Source organism: Yeosuana marina (assembly GCF_011762485.1).
Lineage (GTDB): Bacteria > Bacteroidota > Bacteroidia > Flavobacteriales > Flavobacteriaceae > Yeosuana > Yeosuana marina.
Genome location: NZ_JAAKGI010000003.1, coordinates 355993 through 369376, shown reverse-complemented (window position 1 = coordinate 369376; position 13384 = coordinate 355993). Strand labels below are relative to the sequence as shown.

Annotated in this window: 14 protein-coding genes; 8 read left to right on the top strand and 6 right to left on the bottom strand. The window is 31.9% G+C overall.

The features are described from left to right. Nucleotides 1-31 precede the first annotated feature (31 nt). From tig to G5V56_RS06160, 4 genes are all read right to left on the bottom strand, one after another. Entirely contained in the window at nucleotides 32-1360 is a 1329-nt protein-coding gene (tig, locus tag G5V56_RS06175) for a trigger factor (protein ID WP_166962928.1), read from the bottom strand. Nucleotides 1361-1498: 138 nt separating this feature from the next. After that, nucleotides 1499-1846, bottom strand: a complete 348-nt coding sequence (locus G5V56_RS06170) for a phage holin family protein (RefSeq protein ID WP_166962926.1) — start codon at nucleotides 1844-1846, stop codon at nucleotides 1499-1501. Between the two features lie 40 nt (nucleotides 1847-1886). Continuing rightward, entirely contained in the window at nucleotides 1887-2657 is a 771-nt protein-coding gene (locus G5V56_RS06165) for an alpha/beta fold hydrolase (RefSeq protein WP_166962924.1), read from the bottom strand. Beyond that, nucleotides 2657-3370, bottom strand: a complete 714-nt coding sequence (locus G5V56_RS06160) for a pyridoxine 5'-phosphate synthase (RefSeq protein ID WP_166962922.1) — start codon at nucleotides 3368-3370, stop codon at nucleotides 2657-2659. The genes G5V56_RS06165 and G5V56_RS06160 overlap by 1 nt, the downstream gene beginning before the upstream one ends. A gap of 89 nt (nucleotides 3371-3459) precedes the next feature. Between G5V56_RS06160 and G5V56_RS06155 the strand changes: the two genes are divergently transcribed. The 8 genes from G5V56_RS06155 (at nucleotide 3460) to murI (ending at nucleotide 11773) form a co-directional block, all read left to right on the top strand. Further along, complete coding sequence (locus G5V56_RS06155) at nucleotides 3460-4119, top strand: CBS domain-containing protein (protein WP_166962920.1); 660 nt, start codon at nucleotides 3460-3462, stop codon at nucleotides 4117-4119. Nucleotides 4120-4122: 3 nt separating this feature from the next. Further along, nucleotides 4123-5007 (top strand): NAD kinase, encoded by an 885-nt coding sequence (locus tag G5V56_RS06150; RefSeq protein WP_166962918.1) that lies wholly within the window; start codon nucleotides 4123-4125, stop codon nucleotides 5005-5007. A gap of 100 nt (nucleotides 5008-5107) precedes the next feature. After that, nucleotides 5108-5797 carry a type IX secretion system protein PorG gene (gene porG / locus G5V56_RS06145; RefSeq protein ID WP_166962916.1) on the top strand — a complete coding sequence of 230 codons (690 nt, stop codon included), beginning with the start codon at nucleotides 5108-5110 and terminating at the stop codon, nucleotides 5795-5797. Further along, on the top strand, nucleotides 5794-6534 hold the full coding sequence (locus G5V56_RS06140; RefSeq protein ID WP_166962914.1) for an isoprenyl transferase: 741 nt from the start codon (nucleotides 5794-5796) through the stop codon (nucleotides 6532-6534). The genes porG and G5V56_RS06140 overlap by 4 nt, the downstream gene beginning before the upstream one ends. Continuing rightward, nucleotides 6506-9118 carry a BamA/OMP85 family outer membrane protein gene (locus G5V56_RS06135; RefSeq protein ID WP_166963317.1) on the top strand — a complete coding sequence of 871 codons (2613 nt, stop codon included), beginning with the start codon at nucleotides 6506-6508 and terminating at the stop codon, nucleotides 9116-9118. Before G5V56_RS06140 ends, G5V56_RS06135 begins: the two co-directional genes overlap by 29 nt. 171 nt (nucleotides 9119-9289) lie before the next feature. Continuing rightward, on the top strand, nucleotides 9290-10393 hold the full coding sequence (locus G5V56_RS06130) for an OmpH family outer membrane protein (RefSeq protein WP_240911232.1): 1104 nt from the start codon (nucleotides 9290-9292) through the stop codon (nucleotides 10391-10393). Between the two features lie 24 nt (nucleotides 10394-10417). Then, complete coding sequence (locus G5V56_RS06125; protein WP_166962911.1) at nucleotides 10418-10924, top strand: OmpH family outer membrane protein; 507 nt, start codon at nucleotides 10418-10420, stop codon at nucleotides 10922-10924. Between the two features lie 69 nt (nucleotides 10925-10993). Then, nucleotides 10994-11773 carry a glutamate racemase gene (gene murI / locus G5V56_RS06120; protein WP_166962909.1) on the top strand — a complete coding sequence of 260 codons (780 nt, stop codon included), beginning with the start codon at nucleotides 10994-10996 and terminating at the stop codon, nucleotides 11771-11773. 14 nt (nucleotides 11774-11787) lie between these two features. Here the strand turns inward: murI and G5V56_RS06115 are convergent, their stop codons facing one another. Continuing rightward, nucleotides 11788-12879, bottom strand: a complete 1092-nt coding sequence (locus G5V56_RS06115; RefSeq protein ID WP_166962907.1) for an esterase-like activity of phytase family protein — start codon at nucleotides 12877-12879, stop codon at nucleotides 11788-11790. Further along, nucleotides 12872-13384 (bottom strand): gamma carbonic anhydrase family protein, encoded by a 513-nt coding sequence (locus G5V56_RS06110; RefSeq protein ID WP_166962905.1) that lies wholly within the window; start codon nucleotides 13382-13384, stop codon nucleotides 12872-12874. Before G5V56_RS06110 ends, G5V56_RS06115 begins: the two co-directional genes overlap by 8 nt.

The window sequence follows — 13384 nt, the reverse complement described above, 5'->3', positions numbered from 1 at the left end:
TATAATGAAATATTATTTATTAATATACTCCTTATTTCTTAGAGTACGCTTCTTTAACAAAATTTTCATACGTTACTTCTTTAACTTTTAAATTTGCTTTCTCTTTGTAAAGGTTAAGTAGCTTTTGGCTAATAAGTTGCTCTGAAATTCGTCTTGCTTCATCTTGATTTGATAACACTCGTGCTGCAATATCATCAAGTTCTTTTTCTGAAGGATTTAATTGCCCAAATTGAGCCATTTGCCCTTTAATCATTTCTTTGGCATGCCCTTTAATGTCTTCAATAGTTACTTGAATATTATTATCTGTAATTAATTTGCCTTCTATTAACTGATAACGCAAGCTTTTTTCTGACTTTTCATATTCTTCTTTTGCCTGATCAGTATCCAAAGGTTGCTCGCCCGCTGTTTGTAACCATTTTTGTAAAAACTCAGCCGGTAAGTCAAATTTTGTATTATCTACTAGATATTCAGTAACATCATTTAATAATTTTTGATCTGCTTGTTGAACGAATTGTTTTTCAGCATCTTCTTTAATTTTGGCTTTCAATTCTGTTACAGATTTTACTACATCCTTACCAAACAATTTATCAAACAACTCTTGATCTAAATCTGCTAATTCTCTTTTGTTGATTTCAGTAATTGTAAACGTTACCGGTATATCTAACCCATGAACTTTATCATGACTTACTTTTAAAGCGTGCATTAAATCATGCTCATCGTCATAAAGTCCTTTGGTTTCTAGAGAAATAACATCACCAGGTTTTGCACCTATAAACTTTTTAGCCGTTGATTTTTCTTTAAACTTATCTGTAGTTAACGAAATAGTATTTTCTATTTCGTGTTCTTCATTTTTATAGGTTCCAGTAATTTCACTGTCTTTTTCAACAACATCTTGAGATACTAATTTACCATACTGCTTTTGTATGTTCTCAATTTGCTCATCAATCATTTTATCGTCAGCTACAATATTGTATTGTGTAATAGCCTTTTTGTTTTTTAAATCTACTTCAAACTCTGGTGCCAACCCTAATTCAAATTCAAAAGAAAAACCTTCTGCATCCCAATCAATCGCATCTTGAGTTTTTGGAAGCGGTTGTCCTAAAACATCCAATTTTTCTTCAGTTAAATATTTATTTAAGGCATCTTGTAATAGTTTATTAACCTCATCAACTAGAACAGCTTTACCATATTGCTTTTTAACCATTCCCATTGGCACATGTCCTTTTCTGAAACCAGGTATATTAGCTGTTTTACGGTAATCTGTTAAGATTTTTTCTACTTTATCGCTATAATCTTCTTTAGCAATATCAACTTTCACTACAGCGTTTAACGCGTCAAGGTTTTCTCTTGTAATATTCATTTTTATTGGTATAAAGCCCAAAACAGGGCAATTAACATATAAGGTCTTTAGTAATCAGTAATTTATATAACTAAAATTGGGTTGCAAAAATATAATTTTTTTACAACCCAACAAAGTTTTTAACGCCTTGTGTTAAGGCTATTTTTTTTCTTCTTTTAAAAACGAATGCAATATAGATTGGAGTATAGATAACAGGATACTAAAAAGTATCGCTGTCCAAATACTGTTTACCACAAAACCATCAACCAACTTATCAGCAAGAAGAATAATTAATGCATTAATAATTAACAAAAATAAACCTAAAGTTACGATAGTTATTGGCAACGTTAGAATAACTAAAATTGGTTTTACCAATAAATTTAATATTGAGAGTACCGCCGCTACAACTATAGCTGTTAAGTAACTATCAACATAAACGCCAGATAATACTTTAGCAAGAATTACCACCGCTAGCGCATTTAATAAGAGTTTGATTATAAGTTTCATGTATTGAATTTAATTGTTTCAACTAAATATACAAAATATATTAAGCCGTAAAGTGTATTAAAGCATCAAAAAAATCTTGAGGGTTTTCAGCATGCAGCCAATGTCCTGCATTTTTTATGGTGACTATTTTAGCGTTTGGAAAATGATTTTTAATAATTCTCTCGTCTTCTATACCTATATACTCAGACCTGTCTCCTTTTACAAACAAGGTCTCTTTTTTAAATTGTGCATGTACAGGGAGCGCTTCTCCAACTTCAGCTATTTCCTTTTTTAAAACTTCTAAGTTAATGCGTAATCCTAGTTTTCCTTTTTTAACCCAATATAGATTCTTGAGTAAAAATTGACGTATTCCGAAGTCTTTAATATAGTCACTCAAAGCATCATCTGCATCTCCTCGGCTTTTTAAAACATTAAAATCTAAAGAGCTTAAACCTTCTAAAATAGTATCATGATGAACAGGGTAAAAACGTGGAGATATATCGGCCACAATTAACTTTGAAACTAATTCTGGATATTTAGTTGCAAACAACATAGCCGTTTTTCCACCCATGGAGTGCCCCATCAAAAAAATATTTGAAAGGTGATAATGATTACAATACTGTTTTAAATCTTCAGCCATAACATCATAGTTAAAGGTCTCATCCCAAAAACTGCTTCCGTGATTACGCTGATCTACTAAATGTACTTCAAATCCAGATTCACTTAGGTTTTTACCCTGTGTTTTCCAATTATCACTCATGCCTAAAAAACCGTGAAGAATCAGAAATACTTGCTTATTTCCTTTACCTAATATGTTTGAATTTAATATCATTATTTTAATTTATGCAAATACATTTGAATTACATTTTCTACACCTAAATATAAACTTTCAGCAATTAGAGCATGCCCAATGGAAACTTCCAGTAATCCGGGAATATTCTCTTTGAAAAATTTAATATTATCTAAAGACAAATCATGACCTGCATTAACACCTAAACCCAGTTTTACTGCAAGTTCGGCACATTCGGCATAGGGTTTAATAGCCTTCTTGTTGCCTAAACCGTACTGATGCGCAAAGGCTTCAGTGTACAACTCAATTCTATCGGTTCCAGTTCCTTTAGCGCCTTCTATTTGTTTTAAATCTGGATCCACAAAAATAGATGTTCTAATACCGTTCTGTTTGAATTCTTTAATAATATCAATTAAAAATTCTTTATGCTTTATAGTATCCCAACCTGCATTACTCGTAATCGCATCCTCTGCATCTGGTACCAAAGTAACCTGAGTTGGCTTCACTTTTAATACCAATTGCATAAAAGATTCTATAGGGTTTCCTTCAATATTATATTCTGTATAAACCTCTGGTTTTAAATCGTAAGCATCTTGATAACGAATATGACGCTCATCTGGCCTTGGATGTATAGTCACACCTTCAGCACCAAAACGCTGAACATCTTTGGCAAACTCAACTACATTAGGCACATCGCCACCTCTTGAATTTCTTAAGGTTGCAATCTTGTTTATATTTACACTTAGTTTTGTCATTAATACCTTTTTAATTCGCAAAAATACAAAGTAGAACAGGCATATGTCCTTTTTTTTTGATTAATTTTGTTAACATATAAATCACAACAATGGATCTTGCATTATACATTTTAAATGATATAAAACCTATAAAAAGCAACAGTAAAGTTACTGACTTAATGCTGCTTTTTAATCAATTAACGTTTTCTCACATTCCTGTAAAAGACGAAAATGGTATCTTTATAGGTTCTTTTTCTGAAACCGATGTACACTGTTTTGATAGTGATAAACCATTAAGTGAATACAAATATTCTATCGAACCCTTTTTTGTAAGAGAGAGCACCATGTGGCTGGATGTTTTAGAGGCTTTTGCTAAAAACTCAACGAATGTAATGCCCATTTTAAATGATAAAAATGACTATTTAGGATATTATGAACTTAAAGACATCATTGGGTTGTTTAATGACACTCCTTTCTTTTCTGAAGCTGGTGGTGTCTTAGTTGTTGAAAAAGGAATTAACGATTATTCATTCAGTGAAATTAGCCAGATTGTGGAATCTAATGATGGAAAGTTACTTGGGGCTTTTGTATCAAATATGAGTACAGACCTTGTAGAAGTAACTTTAAAAATTGGAAATACTGGCCTAAACGATATTATACAAACATTTAGGCGTTATAGTTATAATATCATATCTGGACATGAAGAAGATAGTTATCTTGAAAGCCTTAAAGATCGATCTGATTATTTGAATAAATATCTAAACATGTAGATTATGAAAGTTGCTGTTTTTGGAAGGTTTTATAATGCTACCACTACGTTTTCTGTAGATACACTTTTTAGATACCTCAAAAAAAAAGATATCAATGCTTATATTGAAAGTCATTTTTTTGAAATTATTGAAGATAGTGACCCCAATAAAATACATTATCTGGAAAGTAAACAATTTGACACTCTAGATGAATCTTTTGATTTACTAATAAGTATTGGTGGAGATGGAACCATTTTAAGAGCTATTACTTTTGTTAAAGATTTAGATATCCCAATTATTGGTATTAACACAGGAAGATTAGGGTTTTTAGCAACTATTCAAGTTAGCGACATTGAAAATGCGCTTCAAAATATTATAGACGGAAAGTATAGAATTTCAGAACGAAGCTTATTATCAATAGAAACTTCTTCAAAAAATGAAGAAATTGAGGCGATGAATTTTGCTATGAACGAAATTGCCGTTAGCAGAAAAAACACAACCTCAATGATTACCGTTGAAACTCATTTAAACGGGGAATATCTAACATCTTACTGGAGTGATGGTCTTATTATTTCAACACCAACCGGATCGACAGGATACTCCTTAAGTTGTGGCGGTCCCGTAATAACACCAGATACCAATAGTTTTGTAATTACTCCTATAGCACCTCATAATTTAAGTGCACGACCTTTAATAATTACTGATTCAACAGTTATTCAATTAAAAGTATCAGGGCGAGAAGAAAGTCATTTGGTTTCTTTAGACTCCAGAATTGCCACTTTAGAAAACGGAACTCTTATCACTATAAAAAAGGCCCCTTTTAAAATTAAAATGGTTGATTTATTAAATGAAAGTTTCTTAACAACGCTTCGAAAAAAACTACTTTGGGGCGAAGACAAACGCAATTAGGCAATAATTCATAAGTTTTTTTGTTTTTACACTAATTCAATTAGTTACTAGTTGTATTCGCCAAATCTTATTTGTTATATTTGCAAACTTTTAAATCTTTATGAGATATTTAACCATAATTATATTAAGCATTTTAAGTGTTCATTCTAGCTACTCTCAAATTAATGAAATTGGAGTTTTTATTGGAGGGAGTAATTTTATAGGCGACGTTGGAGCCACAAATTATATCGCTCCTAACGAACTAGCTATAGGTGGTATTTATAAATGGAACAGAAGCCCACGACACTCCTATAGAATATCAGCAATCTTTACAGATTTAAAAGGACTTGATTCTAAGTCAGACGACCCAAGGCGTATTCAAAGAGATTATGATTTTTCAACTAAAATCATAGAACTTTCTGCCGGGATGGAATTTACTTTTACAGATTTTAATTTACATACGGGTAAAAAAGTAGCTACCCCTTATTTATTTACAGGAATCACCGTCACACATCACGATGATTATTATTTCTTAAACACTGTACAAACTCCAGAAAACACCTCTAGTTGGGCATTTGGTATTCCAATGGCTTTAGGCTTTAAAGCCAATTTTTTAGATAGCTTTGTTTTCGGCATAGAAGTAGGAGCCCGTTATACTTTTACAGATAACCTTGATGGAAGTTTCCCTAAAGAAGCGGCACATCAAACTTATAGATTCGGTAATCAAAATAATAATGATTGGTATATGTTTTCAGGCATTACCCTTACATATACATTCGGACAAAATCCGTGTTATTGTTTAAATCAATGAGCTTAAAAAACAACATACAAGAAAACCTATTACCCAATCACATTGCTATTATAATGGATGGCAATGGGCGTTGGGCTAAAATTAGAAGTATGGCTCGAGCTTTTGGACATGAAAATGGTGCAAAAGCAGTGAGACAAGTTGTTGAAGGATGTGCAGAACTTGGGGTTGAAAATCTTACGCTTTATGCCTTTTCAACAGAAAACTGGAACAGACCAAAACTAGAAGTCGAAACACTTATGAGACTTTTAATTTCTTCGTTAAGGAAAGAAATGAATACCCTTCTTGATAATAATATTAAGCTTTGCACCATAGGCAATCTAAATACACTTCCGAAAAAAGTTTATAAAGAACTTACCGAGGTTATGGAAAAAACAAAGCTAAATAATAGAATGACTTTAACGGTAGCATTGAGTTATGGTTCAAGGGAAGAATTGGTAAACACCGTTAAAGAAATATCTGTTAAAGTTAAAAATAATATAATTTCGGCCGAAAAAATTGATGAATCAATTATTAATGAGCATCTTTACACGCAAAATTTACCAGACGTAGATTTACTTATAAGAACCAGTGGTGAACAACGTTTAAGTAATTTTTTACTTTGGCAAATAGCTTATGCCGAATTGTATTTTACAAATACCCTTTGGCCTGATTTTTCAAAAGAAGATTTATACCAAGCTATTATTGAATATCAAAAAAGAGAACGAAGATTTGGGAAAACAAGTGAACAAATTAGATAAATCATTACGATTGAAAACATATTTTAAACACTGCTTAACAGTTTTAATCATTATAAGCAGTATTACAATTCAAGCTCAAGAAGTTACTTATAATAAAGGTGAAAAATATATTCTAGGAGATGTTTCTGTTTCTGGTAATTCTAGTTTTAGTGATCAAACAATAGTAACATACTCTGGTTTAAGCAAAGGAAAAGAAATAACTATTCCTGGTGAAGATATTAGTAATGCTATTAAGAAACTCTGGAATTCAAAATTATTTAGCGATATCGAAATTTATGTTACAAAAATAGACCGTAATGTTGCCTATCTACAAATAAAATTGTCTGATTTACCAGAGCTTAACGAAGTAAAAATTAACGGTGTTAAAAAAGGCAAAAAAGAAAGCATTATAAAAGACAATAAACTTACAAAGGGCACCAAAGTAACAGAAAATCTCATCACTACAACCAAAAACTTTCTTACTACCAAATATAAAAAAGAAGGGTATTTAAACACAAAAGTACATATTAATACTATTGAAGTGCAAGACACCTTAAAAAAATCTAAAGTCAATATGGTTTTGAATATAGATAAAGGTGAAAAAGTAAAAATAAAAGATATTGAGTTTTTAGGAAATACTATTCTTAGCGATAAAAAGCTTAGAAAGAGTATGAAAAATACTAAAAAAATTAATCGTTTACGCATACTAAAGCGTTCTAAGTTTATCGATTCAGCCTATCAAAAAGACTTAGCTAGTGTTACAGACAAGTATAAAGAAAATGGCTACAGAGATGCAAGAATTATTTACGACAGTATCATAGAAAATAACGATAAAACTATTTCGTTAAAAATAAAAGTAAATGAAGGTGAAAAATATACTTTTGGTAATATTACTTTTATAGGTAATACTGTTTATTCAAATCAATTATTAAGTAGAATTTTACGTATTAAAAAAGGTGATACTTATAATGGCGTGTTACTTCAAAAGCGTATTGCAGACAATTCTAAACCAGATGCAGACGATATTACCAACTGGTATCAAAATAACGGATATTTATTTTCAAGAATAGACCCTGTTGAAGTTAGTGCAGATGATAATGTTATTGATATGGAAATTAGAATTATTGAAGGCAAACCAGCCTATTTCAATAAAGTTTCTGTAGTTGGAAATGATAAAACCAATGACCACGTTATTTACAGAGAAATACGTACACGTCCCGGTCAATTATACAGTAAAGCAAATGTTGTTAGAACAGTAAGAGAGCTTGGTCAGCTAGGTTTCTTTGATGCTCAAGAAATATCACCAAACTTTAATAACCCAAATCCAAACGAAGGAACGATTGACATGGAATATTCTGTTAAAGAAACAGGATCGAGTCAAATAGAATTACAAGGTGGTTACGGTGGTGGTGGTTTTATAGGGACTCTTGGGCTATCGTTTAATAATTTCTCAATAAAAGATATCTTTAAAAAAGAAGCCTATAAACCAATCCCTATGGGAGATGGCCAAAAATTAGCGTTACGTTTACAAGCTAGCCGATTTTATCAAACCTACAGCTTCTCGTTCTCAGAGCCTTGGTTAGGTGGTAAACGCCCTGTACAGTTTTCAACCTCTTTATCACATACAAAACAATTTTTGTATAATTATCAAACCCGAAATGCTGATAAAAGTAAACGCTTCAATATAACCGGTATTACGGTTGGTTTAGCAAAACGTTTATCCGTACCAGATGACTATTTCACTTTATCACAAGCGGTTAGTTTTCAGCATTACGACTTACAAAATTATAATACAGGATTATTTACTTTTGGTAATGGTAGCTCTAAAAACCTATCATACACTATTGGGCTTAGCAGAAATAACACACGTGTTGATCCTATATTCCCTACTGGTGGTTCCAATTTTAGTGTGACTGCAAAAATGTCAATTCCTTACTCACTTTTCAATAATGTAGATTACAAAGCTTTGAAAGACGAGCGTGATGCCAAAGAAGCTATATATAGTGACCCTACAACGTCTGATTTTGACAGACAAGAGGCCTATAAAGTGATGGGGGAAATTGATCAAGAACGCTATAAATGGTTAGAGTTTTACAAAGTAAACTTTAAAGGAGATTGGTATACACAAGTTGTTAAAAATTTAGTTTTAAAGCCAAGTATTGAATTTGGATTCTTAGGCGCTTACAATAATAATAGAGGTATTATTCCTTTTGAACGCTTTTTTGTTGGAGGTGATGGTTTAGGAACTTACAGTTTAGATGGAAGAGAAGCTATTGCTTTACGAGGCTATCCTAACCAATCATTATCAGATCAAGATGGGGGAACTATTTATAACAAGTTTTCATTAGAATTGCGTTATCCAATAACATTAAAAGCCTCGGCTAAAATTTATGGACTAACCTTTATGGAAGGTGGTAATTCATATAACAGTTTTAGAGATTATAATCCATTCGATATTAAACGGTCTGCTGGTTTAGGTATTCGTATTTTCATGCCTGCATTTGGTTTATTAGGAATTGATTTTGGTTACGGATTTGATCCGTTATCAACGGAAACACAAGCTCATGGATGGGAAACTCACTTCATTATTGGTCAACAATTTTAATCTTGGCACGATATTTTCTAATAATACTTTAATGATTTGAAACAAGAATTGAAATTTTTAAGATTAAAATTCGTTAATTTTGAAAATGCAATTCAAAAAGTGACAGAATTTAAAAATAATCATCTGTCGTTTTTAGAATTTATAGCATATAAATTATAAAAATAATAACAGATGAAACGAGCAGATTTTAAGATTATCAAATTTGATGAAACTCATATTTGCAAGTTACATGTGGCACTGATTAGAAATATGAATAGACACATAAAAACAAACGTTCTTTTTTTATTGACAGTTATAGTTTTGTTGAGTACTTCAACAGCACAAGCACAACGAGGTGTAAGAATAGCCTATATTGATACAGAATATATTTTGGAAAATGTTCCTGAATATCAAGAAGCAACGGCACAGTTGAATGATAAAGTTCAAAAATGGAAAAATGAAATTGAAGAAAGGTTAGCTGGGATTGAACAGAAAAGAAAAGATTTAAGCAATGAAAAACCGCTCTTAACAAAAGAACTTATTGAAGAACGCGAAGAAGATATTGCTTTTGAAGAAAAAGAAATTTTAGATTATCAACAAAAACGGTTTGGACCTAACGGTGATTTAATGATTCAAAAAAAACAGTTAATGCAGCCTATTCAAGATCAAATTTTTGCTGCTGTTCAAGATTTAGCAGCTAGCAGAAAATATGATTTTGTATTTGATAAATCCTCAGATGCAACTATGTTATACTCTGCTAAACAGTATGATTTAAGCGAGCAAATATTAAGAAGCATCACAAGAGCATCCAAACGAAATCAAGTACAATCAAAAGCTGAAAGAAAAGCTGTAGAAGAAGAAGAACTGATACCAGAAATCAACGAAGAACTTGAGGCTCGTGAAAAAGCACTTGAAGAGAAAAAAACAGAACGACAAAACGCTATTGAAAAAAGAAGACAAGAAATTTTAGATGCGCGTGAAGCAGCTAAAAAAGAAGCGGATGCCAGACATGAGAAAATATTAGAAGATAGAGCAAAAGCAAGACAAGCAAAAATAGATGCTAGAAATAATGTCAATAAAACTGAGGAAACCGAAACAGATTCTATGGAAAACGCAGAGACCACAGAAACTGCAGCAAAAGATCCTCAAACAAAAACAAGAGAACAATTAATAGAAGAGAACAGACTTAGAAAATTAGCAGAAAGAGAAGCAAGAAAAAAAGAATTAGAAGATAGAAAAAATAAAATATTAGAAGAACGTCAAAAAGCTAAAGACAGTATAAACAATAACAATTAATAAACACTTAATACTATTTTAAAAATGAAACAATTAAAAACCCTTTTATTAGCGACCGTAGTATGCCTTGGAACCATAAGTTTTTCGCAAGCTCAAAGTAAAGTTGCTCATATAAACACAGAAGACTTAATTTCTGCAATGCCAGAATATAAAGCAGCTCAAGCGCAATTAGAAACCTTAGGTAAAACATACCAGGCAGATTTGCAAAACATGAGTACAGAGTTTCAAAAATTGGTAAAACAATACGAAGCTGAAGCTCCTACAAAAACTGATGAAGAGAATGCTAAAAGATCTCAAGAAGTTCAAGAAAAAGAGCAAAACATTCGTCAATACAATGCCACAGCGCAACAAGACATGCAAAAGAAACAAGTAGATCTTTTAAAACCAATTACTGAAAAAGCAAAAGCAGCTATTTTAAAAGTTGGTAGAGCACAAGGTTTTGACTATGTTTTAGATTCATCTCAAGGAGTTGTAATCTTAACAGATGGTAAAAATCTTCTTGATGATGTTAAGAAAGAATTAGGTATTTAAAATAATTTTACGTTATTTAATTTATACAAAGCTGTCTTTTAAAAGGCAGCTTTTTTATTTTTGTATACTATGAATACAAAACCTATTGGTATTTTTGATTCGGGCATTGGAGGCACTTCCATCTGGAAAGAGATCCATAGCCTATTGCCTCTTGAAAACACTATATATTTAGCTGATAGTATTAATGCTCCCTATGGCTCTAAAGGAAAAGATGCTATTATAAATTTAAGTATTAAAAACACCGAGTATCTATTAGAAAAAGACTGTAAACTCATTGTTGTGGCCTGTAATACAGCTACTACTAATGCCATTAGTTTCCTTAGAAAAACATATAACGTGCCATTTATAGGTATTGAACCAGCTATAAAACCGGCTGCTTTAAATTCTAAAACCAAAGCTATTGGTGTTTTAGCCACCAAAGGCACCCTTACAAGCGAGTTATTTTATACAACGAGTAGTTTGTATGTGCATGGACATAAAGTGATTGAGCAGGTTGGAGATGGCCTTGTTGAGTTGATTGAAATGGGTAGAATCGATACCAAAGAAATGCGTGCTCTTCTTAAAACATACTTAAAACCCATGCTTGATGCTAATATAGATTACTTGGTTTTAGGTTGTACGCATTATCCATACTTAATGCCTTTGCTACTAGAATTATTACCTAAGCATATTAAAATAATTGATTCTGGTGAGGCTGTGGCAAGACAAACCAAAGCTGTTTTAGAAAAGCATGATCTTCTGAATTTACAGCATACAACTTCAAAAAATCAATTTTACACTAACGGAAATCCTAAAATTTTAAAAGGTATTTTAAACGATAATGTTGATGTTAACTATTTAGATTTCTAAAATCGACCGTCATCTTAGTCATCAATAAGTTCAAGCAAAATAAACTGATTTAATTGCTTTCCCATTGAATTAAAATTATTGTCTGAAACCAATAGTAATGATTGATGTCCGTTTGGCAACCGCGGTCCAAATGTAATGCCTTCAATATTATCAACACTTTGATTTGTTAATTGGCTTCTTACATCTTCAAAATTAAACAACAATTCTTTCTTAGCTGATACATAATCGGCATTACTTAGAGCGTTTATATTCAATGTATTAGTTGCTTTTGAAGCATCAACTTTAAAAAGTTTTATGGTGTTTCCTTGATTTCCTAGTCCGCTAGAATAGCTACGTTCAATAGTTAAAAATATATTAGAATCATATTCTAGCATATCTGTAAGTCCGTTAACTGAAAAATTTCCTAAAGGTTTTTTAGCAATCGGATCTAAAAAATATGCAAATTGTTTTTCAGGCTTTTCTGTTTCGGAATCTATGTAGGTAATCCGCACTGGAGACTTTGTTGGGGTTAACTGTGGTTCTAAACCATCTGCCATAAGTGGCAATTCCATCCCTATCCAGTAACCTTTATCATCAAAACTATGACAGAGGGCTTCTAATGTTGCATTATGTCTTGGTCTTTCGGGACTGTTAGCTTTAAATTCATCAGGAATTTTAAATCGTGTCTCTAACTCTCCGTCTAAATTAACCGAAAAAAACATCGGATCTTTTTGATTTTTGATATGCCCCTCACTTGTTAAAAGTACTTGGTTTGATGCTTTATTAAATCTTATGGACTCTAAATCTAAAAAATCTGATTGATCTTTTATTTCCACAACCTTATTAACATTGATAGAGGCTATCTTAAAACCATCAATACTTATAGTTGCTTCATAAAATCTTGGATTGTTTGAATCATCACAAACCAAGTAATACCTGCCATTATAAAAATCGATTCCAGATAAACCACCAATGCGTGTATTAGCAACAGTAATGGTGTCTGGTAAAATATACTCGCTTAAAAACTTAACTTTTAAATTTTTATAATGAGTTACTTGAGTGCTTTTACATCCAAAAAATAGGACAACTAAAAGGCATCCTATTACATTTTTAAGAAACCTATTCATACCAACTAGCATACTTTACATAGTTATCTGCAATTCTATTTATTTCTCCAGATATTAATTCTTCACTTATATCTTTTACTTTTCTAGCAGGTATTCCTGCATAAACACTACCAGATTTTACATGTGTATTTTTAGTAACGATGGCACCAGCCGCAATGATGCTATTGCTTTCTATAACACAATCATCCATCACGATGCTCCCCATACCAATTAGCACATTATCGTGAATTGTACAACCGTGTACCATAGCGTTATGACCAATAGATACGTTATTACCAATTGTTGTTGGAGATACTTTGTAAGTTGCATGAATGATAGCTCCATCTTGAACATTCACTTTATTTCCCATTTTTATGTGGTGAACATCACCACGGATAACAGCATTAAACCATACACTACACTGGTTTCCCATCGAAACATCTCCAACTATGGTTGCATTTTCGGCTATATAACAATCATCCGGTATTTTGGGTGTTATTCCGTTAAGGGTTTTTATTAGAGGCAT

Excerpts from the sequence above, each read along its gene's own strand:
- G5V56_RS06170 (WP_166962926.1), bottom strand. The coding sequence starts at position 1,846 with ATGAAACTTATAATCAAACTCTTATTAAATGCGCTAGCGGTGGTAATT.
- G5V56_RS06165 (WP_166962924.1), bottom strand. The coding sequence starts at position 2,657 with ATGATATTAAATTCAAACATATTAGGTAAAGGAAATAAGCAAGTATTT.
- G5V56_RS06155 (WP_166962920.1), top strand. The coding sequence starts at position 3,460 with ATGGATCTTGCATTATACATTTTAAATGATATAAAACCTATAAAAAGC.
- G5V56_RS06110 (WP_166962905.1), bottom strand. The coding sequence starts at position 13,384 with ATGCCTCTAATAAAAACCCTTAACGGAATAACACCCAAAATACCGGAT.
- G5V56_RS06125 (WP_166962911.1), top strand. The coding sequence starts at position 10,418 with ATGAAACAATTAAAAACCCTTTTATTAGCGACCGTAGTATGCCTTGGA.
- G5V56_RS06115 (WP_166962907.1), bottom strand. The coding sequence starts at position 12,879 with ATGAATAGGTTTCTTAAAAATGTAATAGGATGCCTTTTAGTTGTCCTA.
- murI (WP_166962909.1), top strand. The coding sequence starts at position 10,994 with ATGAATACAAAACCTATTGGTATTTTTGATTCGGGCATTGGAGGCACT.
- G5V56_RS06130 (WP_240911232.1), top strand. The coding sequence starts at position 9,290 with ATGAAACGAGCAGATTTTAAGATTATCAAATTTGATGAAACTCATATT.
- tig (WP_166962928.1), bottom strand. The coding sequence starts at position 1,360 with ATGAATATTACAAGAGAAAACCTTGACGCGTTAAACGCTGTAGTGAAA.
- G5V56_RS06140 (WP_166962914.1), top strand. The coding sequence starts at position 5,794 with ATGAGCTTAAAAAACAACATACAAGAAAACCTATTACCCAATCACATT.
- G5V56_RS06150 (WP_166962918.1), top strand. The coding sequence starts at position 4,123 with ATGAAAGTTGCTGTTTTTGGAAGGTTTTATAATGCTACCACTACGTTT.
- G5V56_RS06160 (WP_166962922.1), bottom strand. The coding sequence starts at position 3,370 with ATGACAAAACTAAGTGTAAATATAAACAAGATTGCAACCTTAAGAAAT.
- porG (WP_166962916.1), top strand. The coding sequence starts at position 5,108 with ATGAGATATTTAACCATAATTATATTAAGCATTTTAAGTGTTCATTCT.